Raw genomic sequence first — 17,768 nt, forward strand, 5'->3', positions numbered from 1 at the left:
AAAACGGAGTGTGAGCGGTAATGGGCCAGGAAAAGCTATACATCGAAAAAGAACTCAGCTGGTTATCTTTTAACGAACGCGTGCTGCAGGAAGCGGCGGACAAAAGTAACCCGCTGATTGAGCGCATGCGCTTCTTAGGGATCTACTCCAACAACCTTGATGAGTTTTACAAAGTGCGCTTCGCTGAGCTTAAGCGCCGGATTATTATCAGTGAAGAACAAGGCAGTACCGCCCATTCTCGCCACCTGTTAGGCAAAATCCAGGCCCGCGTTCTGAAGGCCGATCAGGAATTCGATAGTCTGTATAACGAACTGCTGCTGGAGATGGCGCGCAACCAGATCTTCCTGATCAACGAGCGCCAGCTGTCCGTCAATCAGCAGGCCTGGCTGCGCAACTACTTTAAACAGTATTTGCGGCAGCATATCTCGCCGATCCTGATTAACCGCGAAACGGACCTCGTGCAGTTCCTGAAAGATGATTACACCTATCTGGCGGTGGAGATTATCCGCGGGGAGAACATCAACTATGCCCTGCTGGAAATTCCGTCGGATAAGGTCCCGCGCTTCGTAAACCTGCCGCCGGAAGCGCCTCGCCGCCGTAAACCAATGATCCTGCTGGATAACATTCTGCGCTATTGCCTGGACGACATCTTTAAAGGCTTCTTTGATTACGATGCGCTGAACGCCTACTCGATGAAAATGACCCGTGACGCCGAGTACGATCTGGTGCATGAGATGGAGTCGAGCCTGATGGAGCTGATGTCCTCCAGCCTGAAACAGCGCCTGACCGCCGAGCCGGTTCGCTTCGTCTACCAGCGCGATATGCCGGACGCGATGGTCGAAATGCTGCGCGATAAGCTCTCCATCTCCAACTATGACTCAATGCTGCCGGGCGGCCGCTATCACAACTTCAAAGACTTTATCGGCTTCCCGAACGTGGGTAAGGCCAATCTGGTCAATAAACCTATGCCGCGCCTGCGTCATCTGTGGTTTGATAAATTCCGCAACGGCTTCGACGCCATTCGCGAACGCGATGTGCTGCTCTACTACCCCTATCATACTTTTGAGCATGTGCTGGAGCTGCTGCGTCAGGCCTCGTTCGACCCCAGCGTACTGGCGATCAAAATCAACATCTACCGCGTGGCCAAGGATTCGCGCATCATCGACGCGATGATCCACGCCGCCCACAACGGTAAAAAAGTCACCGTAGTGGTGGAGCTGCAGGCGCGTTTTGACGAAGAGGCCAACATTCACTGGGCGAAACGCCTGACGGAAGCGGGCGTCCACGTTATCTTCTCCGCGCCGGGCCTGAAAATCCACGCCAAGCTGTTCCTGATCTCGCGTAAAGAAGGCGATGAGGTCGTGCGCTACGCCCACATCGGCACCGGTAACTTCAACGAGAAGACCGCGCGGATCTATACCGACTATTCGCTGTTAACCGCCGATGCGCGCATTACCAATGAAGTTCGCCGGGTGTTTAACTTTATTGAAAACCCCTACCGCCCGGTCAGCTTCGATTACCTGCTGGTGTCGCCGCAGAACTCGCGTCGTCTGCTGTATGAGATGATCGACCGCGAGATCGCCAATGCGCAGAACGGGCAACCGTCCGGTATTACCCTGAAGCTGAACAACCTGGTGGATAAAGGACTGGTAGACAGACTGTATGCCGCCTCCAGCTCCGGCGTGCCGGTCAACCTGTTAATCCGCGGCATGTGCTCGCTGATCCCCGGTCTGGAAGGCATCAGCGAAAATATTCGCGTCATCAGCATTGTGGACCGCTTCCTCGAGCATGACCGGGTCTATTGTTTTGAAAACGGTGGCGATAAGCAGGTCTGGCTCTCCTCTGCCGACTGGATGACGCGTAATATCGATTATCGCATCGAAGTTGCCGCCCCGCTGCTCGACCCGCGCCTGAAACAGCGGGTGCTGGATATTTTTGATATCTTGTTCAACGATACGGTAAAAGCGCGCTATCTTGATAAAGAACTGAGTAATCGCTATGTGCCGCGCGGCAATCGCCGTAAAGTGCGCGCTCAGATGGCGATTTACGATTATCTCAAATCACTCGAACAACCCGACTAACCTATGCCAATAAACGAAAAAACCCCTCGGCCGCAGGAGTTCGCTGCGGTTGACCTTGGTTCGAACAGTTTTCATATGGTGATCGCCCGTGTCGTCGACGGCGCCATGCAGATCATCGGACGCCTGAAACAGCGCGTACATCTGGCCGATGGCCTCGATGAAAACTCGGTGTTGAGCGAAGAAGCCATGACCCGCGGGCTGAACTGCCTGTCGCTGTTTGCCGAACGCCTGCAGGGGTTCTCCCCTTCCAGCGTCTGCATCGTCGGGACGCATACGCTGCGCCAGGCGACCAATGCGGCAGAGTTTCTTAAACGCGCGGAAAAAGTGATCCCCTACCCGATCGAGATCATCTCCGGTAATGAAGAAGCGCGCCTGATTTTTATGGGCGTGGAGCACACGCAGCCGGAGCGCGGCCGTAAGCTGGTGATTGATATCGGCGGCGGTTCGACCGAGCTGGTCATCGGTGAAGATTTTGAGCCCCGGCTGGTGGAAAGCCGTCGCATGGGCTGCGTGAGTTTCTCCCAGGCCTACTTCCCCGGCGGGACCATCAATAAAGAAAATTTCCAGCGCGCTCGCCTGGCGGCGGTGCAAAAACTGGAAACCCTGGCCTGGCAGTTCCGTATTCAGGGCTGGACCGTGGCGCTGGGCGCCTCCGGTACCATTAAGGCCGCCCAGGAAGTGCTGGTGGCTATGGGCGAGAAGGACGGGTTTATTACGCCGGAGCGCCTCGAAATGCTGGTCAGTGAACTGCTGAAGCATAAAAACTTCGACGCGCTCAGCCTGCCCGGCCTCTCGGAAGATCGTAAAGCGGTCTTTGCCCCGGGGCTGGCCATTCTGTGCGGCGTATTTGACGCGCTAGCCATTAAAGAGCTTCGTCTGTCTGATGGCGCGCTGCGTGAAGGCGTGCTGTACGAAATGGAAGGCCGCTTCCGCCACCAGGATATTCGTAGCCGTACGGCGCAGAGTCTGGCGAATCAGTACAACATCGATCGCGAACAGGCGCGCCGGGTGCTGGAAACCACCACCCTTATGCTGGAGCAGTGGCAGGAGCAGAATCCCAAGCTGGCCAATCCGCACCTGGCGGCGCTGTTGAAGTGGGCGGTGATGCTCCATGAGGTGGGCCTGAATATTAACCACAGCGGCATGCACCGCCACTCGGCCTATATTCTGCAGAACAGCGACCTGCCGGGCTTCAACCAGGAGCAGCAGATGCTGATGGCCACCCTGGTGCGCTATCATCGCAAAGCGATAAAACTCGACGATCTGCCGCGCTTTACGCTGTTCAGGAAAAAGCAGTTTCTGCCGCTGATCCAGCTGCTGCGCCTCGGCGTGCTGCTGAACAACCAGCGTCAGGCCACCACCACGCCGCCGACGCTACGGCTGCAGACGGAAGCTCACCACTGGACGCTGACCTTCCCGCACAACTGGTTTAGCCAGAATGCGCTGGTGCTGCTGGATCTGGAAAAAGAGCAGCAGTACTGGGAAGGTGTGCCGGAGTGGCTGCTGAAAATTGCGGAAGAAGAGCCAGACGCCTGATCGCCTCTATGGATATCATGCGAGCCGGGCCATCGCGCCCGGCTTTTTTACGGCTTCAGGCGCTCATCCCCTCCGCCAGCTGCGTCAGAGGCACCGGGACGCCAATATCATAGCCCTGCATATAATCGATCCCCAGCGCGATGACCGCCTGGCGTATCTCCGGCGATTCAACATATTCGGCCACCACCTGCATGTTCTTCATCCGCGCCAGACGACAGATTGAATCCACCACCTGGTAATCAAGACTGCTGGCGAGCAGATTGCGAATAAAGCTGCCGTCTATTTTAAGAATATCGACGTTCATCGTTTTTAACCGCGCATAGCTGGCGTAGCCGGTACCAAAATCATCGATAGCTACCCGGCAGCCCAGTGCCCGCAGGTGCTCTAATGTCTGGCAAACTAGCTCGGGGTTGCTGAGCGCATAGTTTTCGGTCAGCTCGAAAATAATCTGCCATGGCTCAATGTTGTAGGCCTGCAGCAGGTTTTCGACCTCCTCGGGAAACTGACTGCGGCTCAACGAGACCGGAGAGAGGTTGATCGCCAGCCGCAGACCGGGCAGCGCCCGCCGGTTGGCATCCATAAAGGCCAGGGTATGCTCAATGACCCACTGATCCACGCGCGTGGACAGCCCAAACTCGTGCGCCACCGGCAGGAACTCGTTGGGCCCCGTCAGTTCGCCCGACTCGCCTTTCATCCTCAACAACACTTCATGGTAATTGTCGCCGCGAATGCCCTGGATAGGCTGCGCCATCAGGACAAAATAGTCTTGCTCCAGCGCCTTGAGGATGCGGTTCATCATCGCCACTTTGTCTTTCAGATCCTGCTGGACATGCCCGGCGCCGCGGCGCTGCAAATTCTCCGGATGGCCACTGGCCAGCGACATGTCGGCAATCGTGTTCAGCTCGCCAAGCAGCAAATACAGATGCTTCACCGGCGAGCGGACGTTGCAATAGCTCATGCCGATCCGCGGCTGCAGGGGGACCCCGTCCCAGTGAAAACGGAACTGTCGCAAGGAGCGCTCAATTAAGTGAATGCGCGCCTGGTGCCCTTCGCTGTTGAGACGAAACACTAAATCGTGACCGGCAAGATGATATACCGCTTCGTTCGGCTCCAGCAGCGCACGCAGGTGATTCGCCAGCATTTGCTTATACTGAATACGCAACAGCACCCCGTAGTGGCGGCCCAGCAGTTCAAGCTCAGGAATACGCAAAAAACAGAGCGTCGACCAGCTCGCGCCGTTCAGCGCCCGGCTCAGCGCCCGCAGATTCGGCATATGTACTACCGGGTCGAGGAAGGCCATCTGTCGGACGCGGGCGTAGATCAGCCGCTGCTGTGTCGCCAGCATCGCCGTATAGGCGACAATAAACGAGAACACCAGGTAGCTTGACGAGGTGATCGCCAGCTGAGTGTTATAACTTGGATAAATAGGTAAATAACGGTAATGAAAATGGATCACGGCGATCAGTACCGGCGTCCATATCAGCGAGATAAAGCGATAGCCAAAACGCATCGCCCCCCACAGCATCACCGGCATCAATAAGGATAATGTATAATTTGTACTAAATATGGTGCTGGTATCATTAAGCGGCATCAATAATAGCCCCAGCAACAGGGTTAATATCGCCGCCCAACTGATGATTTCAATTTTCTTTATTTTTGGATCAATTTGTAAGCGAACCTGAGAAATATACCCGCGCAAATAAAAAGGGTTACGAATTACCCGCAGTAGTAAATAACATAACGGTACGCCGGTCAGGCACCCCACCATCAGCGCCTGAAAGGTGATTAACGACCGTAAACTAAACGGCGAGACGCCGGTCATATCCGTTGTGCGCGGATGTAGCCCCAGATACTCGGCGATCTGCGACAAAATCAGAAAAATGACCGAAGGGAGCAGCATTTGCCAGAACAGACGATGCGGCATCAGCCTGACGTTACCGTGCGATACCTGCTGCCGTTGGGGAACAAAGATGCGATATCCGCCCCAGCAAAGCACGCAGGGGATCAGGAAATGGAACAGTACGCCAACGGCCTGCTCCGGCGTCATGCCCCGGGCCAGCGTTAGCAGCAGACCAACGATAATTCCGGGGATCGCCGCCCAGCCGAAAAACATCATCAGGCTGAGCACCAGCGCCAGGGGAAGATAATAAAGATAAACCATATGCCCATTCAGCATGGTATATGTATTCATCCCTCTGGCAAGGGGTAATAATAACACAGGCAGGAGAAGCGGTAAGGCCCACCATTTGTCGCGATATTGTTGATAGTATTTTAATAAATTCATAGGTGCTCTACAGAGAGCCTCTGCTCCTGCGAGGCATATTCAGGCAGGCATCCAACCACCCCATGCTGACCGCATAAGTAATAACGATACGGTAACGTCCGCTGATTTTAGTGGTGAAGAGAATGAGGCTGTTGATGTAAATCAACAAATGCTGACACCAACATTAATAAAACTTATTTTTTCAGCTTTTCGCGGCTAATAAAGAGAGCATGTAAATACGAGGATTATCTTATATAACATTAATTAATGTTTTCACTGCCGCACTTTTACATCTGCATCAATTGACCCCACCTCGTTCCTGTGCCTTAATACCCCCATCGCCCATCTTCGGGTATACTTCAAGGAACCTTTTGTGAGTCAGGCACCCAGTATGCGTAAACGACATCGATTTAACCGTCGCATGACCCGTATCGTACTGCTTATCAGCTTTCTCTTCTTCTTTGGACGCTTTGTCTACTCCTCCATCGGCGCCTGGTATCATCACCAGGATAAAAAAGCGTCGCAGGAGTCAACGCTCACCGTCGAGCCCTCCGCCCGCGAGTAACCCATTGTTCCTGATGCCGGATACGCCTCTATCCGCAGGCAGAGACGCCCGTTTCCAAGGCACTATCCCTGACGAGGCATGTTTTGCCGCTGACGATTTATAAGCGCACGGCCTGCAGCAGACGCAGCATTTCCGCCATTCCTTTGGTAATCACTTTATCCTGACGCATGACAACCGCCAGCTGACGGTACAGCGACGGGGCCAGAGAATGTACCGTTAAGCCATAGCGATCCTCCGCCTGCTCTACCGCCATGCGGGGCACAATACTGTAGCCCAGCCCGGCCCGCACCATGCGTTTGATCGCCTCGATGCTCCCCAGCTGCATCACCGGCGTGACCGCCAGGCCCGCCGAACGGAACCAGCGGTCAATCAGATCCCGCGTGCCGCTGCCCGCCTCGAAGGCAATGAGCGGCAGCGCCTGCAGCTCCTCAGGGGTACACACCGCCGGGATCCCCGCCTCGTGGCTGGGATGGATGACCACGAACTCCTCGTCCACCACGGCGGTCACCGCCAGACTGCGTCCCTGAACGGGCAGCGTGACCAGCCCAAGATCGAGCCGGTTTTCCTCCACCGCCCGGACGATATCCAGCGTGTTGCCGGTGGTCACCCCCACCGTCAGCAGTGGGTGCTGCTGACGAAGATGCTGCAGCAGCGGCGGAAGAAGATGAATGCAGGCCGTCGCGCCGGTCCCCAGAGTCAGTGAGCCATTAACTTCCTGACTAAATGCACTGACCGACTGCACCGCGCTATTCACCGCCCGATCGATCTGCTCGCTGTGGGCCAGCAGCGCCATTCCCGCCGCCGTCGCCTTGATCCCGCGCCCGGTGCGCTCCAGCAGTCGGGTCTGTAAAAATTGCTCCAGCTGACGCACCTGCAGGCTGACGGCAGGCTGGGAGATCCCCAGCGCGTCGGCGGCGGCTGAGAAGCTGCCGCGCTGTACGACCAGCCGGAAGGTCGCCAGGTTTCCCAGGTTCAGTGTTGTCATGCAAAGTTTCTCTTATACCGCGCATAAGGTGGCCGCTCTGCCAGAACAATAGCCTGCCGGGTATGCTCAGGACAACTCTCTTAACGGAATGAAAAACCATGGGAACACCGGCTATTCCCCGACGCCTAGCCTTCACCGCGGGCGCTCAGCAACTGATCAACTGGGGTATCTCTTTTTATATGCCCGGCACCTTTGCCGGAGCTATCGCCGCCGACAAGGGATGGAGCTCGCCGCAGATCTATCTTGGCCTGACGCTTGCGATGCTGATCATGGCGGCGGTCTCCCCGCTGGTCGCCAGGCTGCTGGCTCGCTTTGGCGGACGACTGGTGGTCACCAGCGGAACCTTACTGATAGCCGCCAGTTGCGCGATGATGGCCTGGAGCCCTTCGCTGGTCGGCTGGTACGGCGCCTGGCTGCTGACCGGCGTCGGCATGCGGCTGTCGTTGTATGATGCCCTGTTCGCCGCGGTAGTGAACCTTTACGGCCAGCAGGCGCGGAAAACCATCTCTCAAATCACCCTCGCCGGCGGTCTGGCCTCTGCCCTCTTCTGGCCGCTGGGGGAGGCTTTACTCACCGTGATGTCCTGGCAGGATGCCCTGCGGGTCTATGCGCTGTTTGGCCTGCTGAGCGCATGGCTGAGTTATCAGCTGCCTCGTCAGCGGCTCGGCTCATCGACGAAAGCGAAAGCCCCAACAGCGGATGGCGATCGGCGTAACGGCATACGTTATGCGCTCTTTATTGCGCTGATCACCTTCATCTCCACCGGCACCTCCACCCATCTGCCGGAGTTTATCAGCCACTTTGGCCTGCCGGTTGCCATCGGAATGCTGTGGGGATTTGGCCAGACCGGCGCCCGGCTGGGGGAAGTGCTGGCCGGTCGACGCATCACCCCGCTCGCGCTGACGCGTTTTACCGCGCTCGCCATGCCGCTCTGTTTTCTCCTTGGTGTCAGCAGCACGGCGTATGCCGGGTGCGCAGCCGGGTTTGTGCTCGGCTATGGCGCGATAAATGGGCTGGTGACGATTGTGAAAGCGACGCTGCCGCTGGCGCTGTTTAGCGCAGAAAGCTACGCCAGCCGCACGGGTCTCCTGCTGATCCCCGGGCAACTGATGGCGGCGGCCGCCCCCTTTACCTATGCATGGCTGAACCATCGGCTGGGTATCGTGGGTGGAATGTGGATTTCCACCGGGTTAACGCTGATCGTTGCCGGACTGGCGCTGGCGATGGCGCGATCGGTGGGTAAAACAGAGCCGGACAAGCGTCCAGCCCTCTGCCCGGGGGCAAAACGTGGGCCGGCTGAACATCTGCCGGAACCATAAACGGGTACATTCACCGGGGACACAGGAAACCACCCAGTGATGGATAGCGGTGAGGGATGACGGGATTGAGGCTGGGCATAAATTAAAAAACCCTCTGTAACAACAGAGGGTTTCATTTTATTCAACTAACGCCGGGGATTATTCCCACTCGATCGTTGCTGGCGGCTTACCGCTGATGTCATACACCACGCGGGAGATACCGTTCACTTCATTGATAATGCGGTTAGAGACGCGGCCGAGGAAATCATACGGCAGGTGCGCCCAGTGCGCGGTCATGAAGTCGATGGTTTCCACCGCACGCAGGGAAACCACCCAGTCGTATTTACGGCCATCGCCCATCACGCCGACGGAGCGAACCGGCAGGAATACAGTGAACGCCTGGCTCACTTTGTTGTACAGGTCAGCTTTGTGCAGCTCTTCGATGAAGATAGCGTCCGCGCGACGCAGCAGGTCGCAGTACTCTTTCTTCACTTCGCCCAGCACGCGCACGCCGAGGCCCGGGCCCGGGAACGGATGACGGTAGAGCATATCGTACGGCAGACCCAGCTCCAGACCGATCTTGCGCACTTCGTCTTTGAACAGCTCACGCAGCGGCTCAACCAGCCCCATCTTCATCTCTTTCGGCAGGCCGCCCACGTTGTGGTGAGATTTGATGACGTGCGCTTTACCGGTGGCGGAAGCGGCAGATTCGATAACGTCAGGATAGATGGTGCCCTGCGCCAGCCATTTGACGTCGTCCAGCTTCAGCGCTTCTTCGTCGAACACTTCCACGAAGACGCGGCCGATGATCTTACGTTTCGCTTCCGGATCGCTTTCACCTGCCAGCGCGTCGAGGAAGCGCTGCTCGCCTTCCACGTGAACGATGTTCAGGCCAAAGTGGTCGCCAAACATCTCCATCACCTGCTGGGCTTCGTTCAGACGCAGGAGACCGTTATCCACGAATACGCAGGTCAGGTTTTTGCCGATGGCGCGGTGCAGCAGCATCGCGGTCACCGAAGAGTCCACGCCGCCGGAGAGGCCGAGGATTACTTTGTCATCGCCAACCTGCTGGCGAATACGCTCAACGGCGTCGTCGATGATTTTCGCCGGGGTCCACAGCGCTTCGCACTGGCAGATGTCGCGCACGAAGCGCTCCAGCATACGCATACCCTGACGGGTGTGGGTCACTTCCGGGTGGAACTGCACGCCATAGAAGCGTTTTTCTTCGTTGGCCATAATGGCGAACGGGCAGTTGTCGGTGCTGGCGACGGTGACGAAGTCAGACGGGATGGCGGTGACTTTGTCGCCATGGCTCATCCACACGTCCAGCAACGGTTTGCCGTCCGCGGTCAGGGAGTCTTCGATACCGCGCACCAGCGCGCTGTCGTTAACCACTTCAACCTGCGCGTAGCCAAACTCACGCTCGTTAGAGCCTTCTACATGGCCGCCCAACTGCATCGCCATGGTCTGCATACCGTAGCAGACGCCAAATACCGGCACGCCGGCTTCGAACACATACTGCGGCGCGCGCGGGCTGTTCTCTTCGGTGGTGCTTTCCGGGCCGCCGGAAAGAATGATGCCGCTTGGATTAAATTCGCGGATCTGTGCTTCCGTGACATCCCATGCCCACAGCTCACAGTAGACGCCCAGTTCACGCACGCGACGCGCCACCAGCTGAGTATACTGTGACCCGAAGTCGAGAATGAGAATGCGATGTTTATGAATGTTTTCCGTCATTGACGCTAATTCCGAGGCAAGTGAAACAGAGTAAATAAATCGCCCGACGCAAGGTCGGGCGAAGAAATCAGGAGCCCAGGCGGTAGTTCGGGGACTCTTTGGTGATGGTCACGTCGTGAACGTGGCTTTCCTGGATGCCCGCACCGCTGATGCGTACGAATTCAGCTTTGGTACGCAGCAGGTCAATGGTACCACAGCCGGTCAGCCCCATACAGGAGCGCAGGCCGCCCATCTGCTGGTGAATGATCTCTTTCAGGCGGCCTTTATAGGCCACGCGGCCTTCGATACCTTCCGGCACCAGTTTGTCAGCGGCGTTATCGCTCTGGAAGTAGCGGTCAGAGGAACCTTTCGACATCGCGCCGAGGGAACCCATCCCGCGATAGGATTTGTAAGAGCGCCCCTGATAGAGTTCGATTTCACCCGGGGATTCTTCGGTACCGGCCAGCATGGAGCCGACCATCACTGCCGCCGCACCGGCCGCGATCGCTTTGGCGATGTCGCCGGAGAAACGGATACCGCCGTCGGCGATAACCGGAATTCCGGTGCCTTCCAGCGCTTCCACCGCGTCGGAAACGGCGGTGATCTGCGGTACGCCTACGCCGGTCACGATACGGGTAGTACAGATGGAGCCCGGGCCGATGCCTACTTTCACCGCACTGCAGCCGGCTTCCGCCAGCGCGCGCGCGCCTGCGCCAGTGGCGACGTTGCCGCCGATGATCTGCAGGTCTGGGTATTTCGCACGTGTTTCACGAATACGTTGCAGAACGCCTTCGGAGTGGCCGTGAGAGGAGTCAATCAGCAGAACGTCAACGCCCGCTGCCACCAGCGCGTCAACGCGCTCTTCGTTGCCCGCGCCGGCGCCAACCGCAGCGCCTACGCGCAGACGGCCCTGCTCATCTTTACAGGCGTTCGGTTTACGTTCCGCTTTCTGGAAGTCTTTTACGGTGATCATCCCGCGCAGGTGGAAGCTCTCATCCACAACCAGCGCTTTCTCAACGCGTTTTTCGTGCATCTTAGCGAAGACCACTTCACGGCTTTCGCCTTCACGCACGGTGACCAGGCGCTCTTTCGGGGTCATATAGACGCTGACCGGCTGGTTCAGATCGGTAACGAAACGCACGTCGCGGCCGGTGATGATGCCGACCAGCTCGTTCTCTTCGGTAACCACCGGGTAGCCGGCGAAGCCGTTACGCTCGGTCAGCTCTTTCACTTCACGCAGGGTGGTGGTCGGCAGAACGGTCTGCGGGTCGGTGACCACGCCGGACTCATGTTTCTTCACGCGGCGAACTTCTTCCGCCTGGCGCTCGATGGACATGTTTTTGTGAATAAAGCCGATGCCGCCTTCCTGTGCCAGGGCAATAGCCAGACGCGCTTCCGTTACGGTATCCATGGCTGCGGAGAGCATAGGAATATTCAGACGAATGGTTTTCGTCAGCTGAGTGCTGAGATCGGCTGTATTCGGCAGAACGGTAGAATGAGCGGGAACGAGGAGGACGTCGTCAAACGTCAGGGCTTCTTTAGCGATACGTAGCATGGGCAATATCTCGACCAGGGTGGATAAATATTGCCGTGGCATTATACAGAGCGTAACCGATTGCATCTACCCTTTTTTGCAAATAATACTTGCCATCCCCTCTGAGCGCGTTACTATCGACTGAATAACCTGCTGATTTAAAGTTTGATCTTGCTCACATGTTACCCTCTCAATCCCCCGCAATTTTTACCGTAAGCCGCCTCAATCAGACGGTGCGTCTGCTGCTTGAGCGCGAAATGGGCCAGGTTTGGATCAGCGGCGAGATCTCTAACTTCAGCCAGCCTTCTTCCGGCCACTGGTACTTCACCTTAAAAGACGATAACGCCCAGGTGCGCTGCGCGATGTTCCGCAACAGCAACCGCCGGGTCACGTTCCGCCCGCAGCACGGGCAGCAGGTGCTGGTTCGCGCCAACATCACCCTGTATGAGCCGCGCGGCGACTACCAGATTATCGTCGAAAGCATGCAGCCCGCCGGCGAAGGGTTATTACAGCAGAAGTATGAGCAGCTCAAAGCGCAGTTAACGGCGGAAGGACTGTTCGATCAAAAACATAAGCAGGCGCTCCCCTCACCCGCCCGCTGCGTCGGCGTCATCACCTCGAAAACCGGTGCGGCGCTGCACGATATTCTCCATGTTCTCAGGCGCCGCGATCCCGGGCTGCCGGTGATCGTCTACCCGACCGCGGTCCAGGGTGACGATGCCCCAGGGCAGATTGTGCGCGCCATCGCGCTGGCCAACGCGCGCCAGGAGTGTGACGTGCTGATTGTCGGGCGCGGCGGCGGTTCGCTGGAGGATCTGTGGAGTTTTAACGATGAGCGGGTGGCGCGAGCTATCTTCGCCAGCCAGATCCCTATCGTCAGCGCCGTTGGCCATGAAACCGACGTCACTATCGCTGATTTTGTTGCCGACCTGCGCGCGCCGACCCCTTCTGCCGCCGCAGAGATCGTCAGCCGCAATCAGCAGGAGCTGCTGCGCCAGCTGCAGGCCGGGCAGCAGCGGCTGGAGATGGCGATGGACTATTTCCTCGCCAGTCGCCAGCGCCGTTTTACCCAGTTGTTCCATCGTCTGCAGCAGCAGCACCCGCAGCTGCGGCTGGCCCGCCAGCAGACCGCTCTGGAACGCCTGCGCCAGCGGATGCGCATCGCCGTGGAATCGCAGTTGAAACGCGCCGATCAGCGGCAAAAGCGTACTGTTCAGCGCCTGAATCACTACAACCCGCAGCCGCGCATCCACCGGGCGCAATCGCGCCTCCAGCAGCTGGAATACCGGCTGGCGGAAACGATGCGTGGCCGCCTCAGCGAGCGACGTGAACGGTTTGGTCACGCGGTGACCCATCTGGAGGCGGTGAGTCCCTTAGCCACCCTGGCGCGCGGCTATAGCGTCACTTCGGTGAGCGACGGCACGGTACTGAAGCAGACAAAACAGGTCAAAACCGGCGATCTGCTCACCACCCGCCTGAAAGACGGCTGGGTCGAAAGCGAAGTGAGGCAGATTGCGCCGGTGAAAAAAACGCGGGCCAGAAAGCCATCGCCGCCTAAACCAGCGGAATAAATTCCACCCGTTTTTTCGAGATCAGGCCGTGCCCGTGCTGGCAAAAGTAATCCACCGCGCCGCACGCTTTCAGCACCTCCAGCGGCTGGTGGCATTCCGGGCAGCGCGCTTCAAGGGCAAATACCCTTTCGCACTGAGCGCAATGCGCGCTGCTGCCTTTGACATCTAACGGCGCGTGGCACAGAGGGCAATCAAGTTCCATAACCATTCCTTTCAACGTTTATCTGCATCTATTTTACCATGTTCCGGGTTTAATGAGGGCCGCGTAATTGCTGCTGCAACCTGAGCAGCCACTCCACTTCCTCAAGCCGACGCCGCGTCAGCCCGGCCACGCTTTCGGTCGCCCGGGTAAACACATTCTCCGCGCCAAGGATCTGCTCATCGAGACAGTGCGCATAGATCGCTCCGGGCCGGGTCCAGCGCTGGATCCGCTCACCGTCCTGTAGCGTCGCCACCTCGCCATCAGGGGCGCGATCGAGGGCGAGCATTCGCCCATCCCGCAGCCCTATCCGCATTCCCTTTTGCCCGCCCGCGGGACCAGCATATTTGTTAAGCCAGATATTCAGCGGGATATCGCCCAGACGTCCCTGCAGATGCGCCTCTCCCTCGGCGGTGACCATATCCCCATGAGCAATGTCCCGGCCGAGACGGTCTTTCACCGCCCGGACGGCGAGCTCCAGCGTCACATCGCCTCCGCAGCCGAGCAGGGTTTCACGCAGCATCGCCAGGACATGGGTACCGATATCGAGGATCACGCCGTCGGGATGACGCAGCTGCCGGGTATCCAGCTCGCCGGTGGCAAAGTTGAGCGCGACCGGTTCTCTGGCAGCGTTAAAGCCGCTTGGCTCCAGCAAATAGCCTTCGATCCAGACGATATCCTGCGCTGAAAGGTGCGGCGGCGGCAGGCCGCTGGCCTCCTCTTCCGCCTGCCACGGCGGAGCAAGAGCGTTCAGCGCTAACCCACGCGCCATCCAGTGGTCGAGGGCCAGCACGCGACCGGCCTCCCTGGCCGGCGCCAGCAGCGCCCGCAGCCGGGCGGCCTGCTCAAGGTTGGCCACAATCGGTTTCTCCACCACGATGCGGGGAATGGCGCTGGCTAACGCCCTCTCCAGCACGGGCAGGTGCTGGAGAGATGAGGTGGTAATGAAGAGCGTATCCAGGGGTTCGGCCAGCAGCGCCGACAGCGAATTGCGGCGCTGGATCCCCGGCAGCGCTCTGCTGCAGTCCAGGTCATAGCCCTGGCAGCTATCAATACGGTATCCCAGGCGGCGCAGCGCCGGTAAATAGGCAGTTTCTACCACCGCGCCAAGGCCGATAAAACCAATCTGCATAATAAGTCCACTTTTGAGCCGGTCTGTTCCCGGCGAAGTATCGCGGGATTATGGCGGAAAGTTTTGACTTTTACCGGCGCGGCGGCCACAAAAAACCCGCCGAAGCGGGTTTAATGATTATTTGCTTTTCTTGATGTGCTTGATCAGGCGCTTACGTTTACGCATCTGGTTCGGCGTCAGGGTGTTGCGCTTGTTGGCGAACGGGTTTTCCCCTTCCTTGAACTGGATACGGATTGGCGTGCCCATCACGTCCAGGGATTTACGGAAATAGTTCATCAGGTAGCGCTTGTAGGAATCCGGCAGATCCTTCACCTGGTTACCGTGGATCACCACGATAGGTGGGTTGTAGCCCCCGGCGTGAGCATATTTCAGCTTCACGCGTCGGCCGCGAACCAGCGGTGGCTGATGATCTTCCGCCGCCATGTTCATGATCCGGGTCAGCATCGCGGTGCTTACGCGGCGGGTAGCGCTATCGTAGGCTTCACGTACCGATTCAAACAGGTTGCCGACGCCGCTGCCGTGCAGGGCGGAGATGAAGTGCACCCGGGCAAAGTCGATAAAGCCCAGACGATAGTCGAGGGTCTCTTTCACCTGCTCCTTCACTTCCTGGCTCAGACCGTCCCATTTGTTGACGACGATCACCAGGGAGCGACCGCTGTTGAGGATAAAGCCCAGCAGCGACAGATCCTGATCGGAGATGCCTTCACGGGCATCAATCACCAGCAGCACGACGTTGGCGTCTTCAATCGCCTGCAGGGTCTTGATGACCGAGAATTTCTCCACCACGTCAGTAATTTTGCCGCGCTTGCGCACCCCGGCGGTATCGATGAGCACGTATTCGCGCTCGTCACGCTGCATCGGGATGTAAATGCTGTCGCGGGTAGTGCCCGGCATATCGTAAACTACCACGCGATCTTCGCCGAGGATGCGGTTGGTGAGCGTCGATTTACCGACGTTGGGACGTCCGACAATCGCCAGTTTGATCGGCAGATCCTGCGGATTGAAGTCATCTTCAGGCTCTTCTTCCGCTTCACCGTTCTGCTCAGCTTCGAATTTTGCCCAGTATTCGGCGTCTTCATCCACCTCCTCCTGCGGATTAACCTCATCTACCCATGGCAGCAGGGCCTGCTCCAGCAGGCTGGTCACGCCGCGGCCGTGCGAAGCGGCAATAGGATAGATATCGCCCAGGCCAAGCGACCAGAAGTCCGCCATCGCCTGGTCGACGTCGATGCCGTCGGTTTTGTTAGCCACCAGGAAGGTGGGCTTTTCACGAGAGCGCAGGTGTTTAGCGATCGCGATGTCCGCCGGCATCAGGCCCGCGCGCGCATCGACCATAAACAGCACCACATCGGCCTCTTCGATTGCCAGCAGCGACTGCTCCGCCATCCGGGTTTCCACGCCCTCTTCCGTACCATCAATACCACCGGTATCGATACAGATGAATTCGCGGCCTTCGACTTCGGCCCGACCGTACTTACGGTCACGAGTCAGCCCCGGGAAATCCGCAACCAGCGCATCACGAGTGCGCGTCAGGCGGTTAAAGAGCGTGGATTTTCCAACGTTAGGGCGCCCGACAAGCGCGACCACAGGTATCATGTTAAATGCCTCATACAATCACTAAGCAACATCGTCATAACGACGTTTTTAAAAAAGTCAAAACGGCCCCTGTCTGCCAGGGGCCGTTTCTTAATCACTCACGACAGCGGTAATTAACGCGTAATCGCGTACAGCGTACCGTCTTTCGCCTGGATCAGCAGTCGACCATCGGCCACAACCGGGTCGGTCAGGAAGCCGGAGCTGTCCACTTTCTGCTGCGCCACAAAATGGCCATCTTCCGGGTTCACCCAGTGCATATAGCCTTCGCTATCGCCGACCACCAGATTGCCATTATACAACACCGGCGCGGTCAGCAAACGGTGCAGCAGATCGCTTTGTGTCCACAGGGTCACGCCGCCATCGGTAGTCAGCGCCAGCAGGCGGTCATTCTGGTCAACCAGATAGATACGGTTGCCATCGACGATGAAATCATTCACCGAACCCAGCTCGCGTTTCCACATAATCTGGCCGCTACGCAGATCCAGCGCGGTCAGGTTACCGTTGTAAGCCAGCGCATAGACAACGCCGTTGACGATAATCGGCGTGGTGTCGACGTCGCTCAGACGGTCGATTTCCGTCGGCCCGGTGGCCGTGGAAATACGCTGCTGCCAAATCATCTGCCCCTGCTGCATCAATACCGCGCTGACGCGGCCATTGTCGCCGCCCACGATCGCCGCGCCGTAGGCGGTGGCCGGAGCGGATTCGCCGCGCAGGGAGAGCGCAGGCATATCCAGATTCACCGTCCATTTCACGGCGCCATCGGTCTCATTCAGCGCCTGCAGCTGGCCGTTACTGGTGTGGACCAGCACCATGCCATCGCTCACCACCGGGCGCGACAGCGCTTCGCCGGCGACGCGGGTTTGCCAGGCCACGGTACCATCGCTGGTATTCAGCGCATACAGCTGCGCTTTTTCACTGCCGATATAAACATGGCCGCCCGAGACGGTCACACCGCCGGAAAGCAGCGCTGGGGTACGCGAGAACCAGCCATCTTTCTCCGCCAGATTCACCGACCATACCTCTTTACCGTCATCGGCGTTCAGCGCTTTGACGGTGCCTTTACGGTCAGCGGCATAAACAACGCCGTCGGCGAAGGCCGGATGAAGGTTAGAGTAAAATTCGCCGATACCATCGCCAACCGAGGTGCTCCAGGACGTGGACGGCGTAAACTGGTTTTCTACCGTCGGCAGCGGTGACATTTTCACCACATCTTCTTCGCTATTAAACAGCGAACACCCGCTCAGCAAGGTAACGGAAAGCAGCCCTGGCAACAGTAATTTACGCAATTGCAT

General features: G+C 58.0%; 12 protein-coding genes and 1 pseudogene. 5 read left to right on the forward strand and 8 right to left on the reverse strand.

The features are described 5' to 3' along the window. Positions 1-20: 20 nt before the first annotated feature. Positions 21-2,081, forward strand: coding sequence for a polyphosphate kinase 1 (gene ppk1 / locus ACLEXF_RS09640; RefSeq protein WP_002913838.1), 2,061 nt, complete (start codon positions 21-23; stop codon positions 2,079-2,081). A 3-nt stretch (positions 2,082-2,084) separates the two neighbouring features. Continuing rightward, positions 2,085-3,617, forward strand: a complete 1,533-nt coding sequence (gene ppx, locus ACLEXF_RS09645) for an exopolyphosphatase (RefSeq protein ID WP_004201914.1) — start codon at positions 2,085-2,087, stop codon at positions 3,615-3,617. A gap of 55 nt (positions 3,618-3,672) precedes the next feature. On the opposite strand, the gene ACLEXF_RS09650 is transcribed toward ppx, so the two are convergent. Next, the gene (locus ACLEXF_RS09650) at positions 3,673-5,901 is read right to left on the reverse strand and encodes a sensor domain-containing phosphodiesterase (protein ID WP_043520153.1); all 2,229 of its coding nucleotides are present in this window, start codon (positions 5,899-5,901) and stop codon (positions 3,673-3,675) included. A gap of 370 nt (positions 5,902-6,271) precedes the next feature. Here ACLEXF_RS09650 and ACLEXF_RS09655 point away from each other — a divergent pair, with 370 nt between their 5' ends. Beyond that, positions 6,272-6,445, forward strand: a complete 174-nt coding sequence (locus ACLEXF_RS09655) for a YfgG family protein (protein WP_017900441.1) — start codon at positions 6,272-6,274, stop codon at positions 6,443-6,445. Positions 6,446-6,542: 97 nt separating this feature from the next. Here the strand turns inward: ACLEXF_RS09655 and ACLEXF_RS09660 are convergent. Next, positions 6,543-7,455, reverse strand: a pseudogene (locus tag ACLEXF_RS09660) (LysR family transcriptional regulator). Positions 7,456-7,528: 73 nt separating this feature from the next. On the opposite strand from ACLEXF_RS09660, the gene ACLEXF_RS09665 reads away from it, so the two are divergent. Beyond that, a complete protein-coding gene (locus tag ACLEXF_RS09665) occupies positions 7,529-8,749 on the forward strand; it encodes an MFS transporter (RefSeq protein WP_004201907.1) in 1,221 nt (406 codons plus the stop codon). A 138-nt stretch (positions 8,750-8,887) separates the two neighbouring features. Here ACLEXF_RS09665 and guaA read toward each other — a convergent pair whose 3' ends face one another. Continuing rightward, positions 8,888-10,465, reverse strand: coding sequence for a glutamine-hydrolyzing GMP synthase (gene guaA / locus ACLEXF_RS09670; RefSeq protein ID WP_004201905.1), 1,578 nt, complete (start codon positions 10,463-10,465; stop codon positions 8,888-8,890). Positions 10,466-10,532: 67 nt separating this feature from the next. Then, entirely contained in the window at positions 10,533-11,999 is a 1,467-nt protein-coding gene (gene guaB / locus ACLEXF_RS09675) for an IMP dehydrogenase (protein WP_004151980.1), read from the reverse strand. Positions 12,000-12,157: 158 nt separating this feature from the next. Here guaB and xseA point away from each other — a divergent pair, with 158 nt between their 5' ends. Then, the gene (gene xseA / locus ACLEXF_RS09680) at positions 12,158-13,549 is read left to right on the forward strand and encodes an exodeoxyribonuclease VII large subunit (protein ID WP_108433458.1); all 1,392 of its coding nucleotides are present in this window, start codon (positions 12,158-12,160) and stop codon (positions 13,547-13,549) included. Here the strand turns inward: xseA and ACLEXF_RS09685 are convergent. The 4 genes from ACLEXF_RS09685 to bamB form a co-directional block, all read right to left on the reverse strand. After that, complete coding sequence (locus tag ACLEXF_RS09685; protein ID WP_004201901.1) at positions 13,533-13,751, reverse strand: zinc ribbon domain-containing protein; 219 nt, start codon at positions 13,749-13,751, stop codon at positions 13,533-13,535. The genes xseA and ACLEXF_RS09685 overlap by 17 nt on opposite strands. Positions 13,752-13,800: 49 nt before the next feature. Next, positions 13,801-14,880, reverse strand: a complete 1,080-nt coding sequence (locus ACLEXF_RS09690) for a Gfo/Idh/MocA family oxidoreductase (RefSeq protein ID WP_423265760.1) — start codon at positions 14,878-14,880, stop codon at positions 13,801-13,803. A gap of 117 nt (positions 14,881-14,997) precedes the next feature. Then, positions 14,998-16,476 (reverse strand): ribosome biogenesis GTPase Der, encoded by a 1,479-nt coding sequence (gene der / locus ACLEXF_RS09695; protein ID WP_004144309.1) that lies wholly within the window; start codon positions 16,474-16,476, stop codon positions 14,998-15,000. Between the two features lie 113 nt (positions 16,477-16,589). Next, positions 16,590-17,768, reverse strand: coding sequence for an outer membrane protein assembly factor BamB (gene bamB / locus ACLEXF_RS09700; RefSeq protein WP_004201895.1), 1,179 nt, complete (start codon positions 17,766-17,768; stop codon positions 16,590-16,592).

Source organism: Klebsiella pneumoniae complex sp. WS1778 (genome assembly GCF_049472055.1).
In the GTDB taxonomy this organism is placed as follows: Bacteria; Pseudomonadota; Gammaproteobacteria; order Enterobacterales; family Enterobacteriaceae; genus Klebsiella; species Klebsiella quasipneumoniae.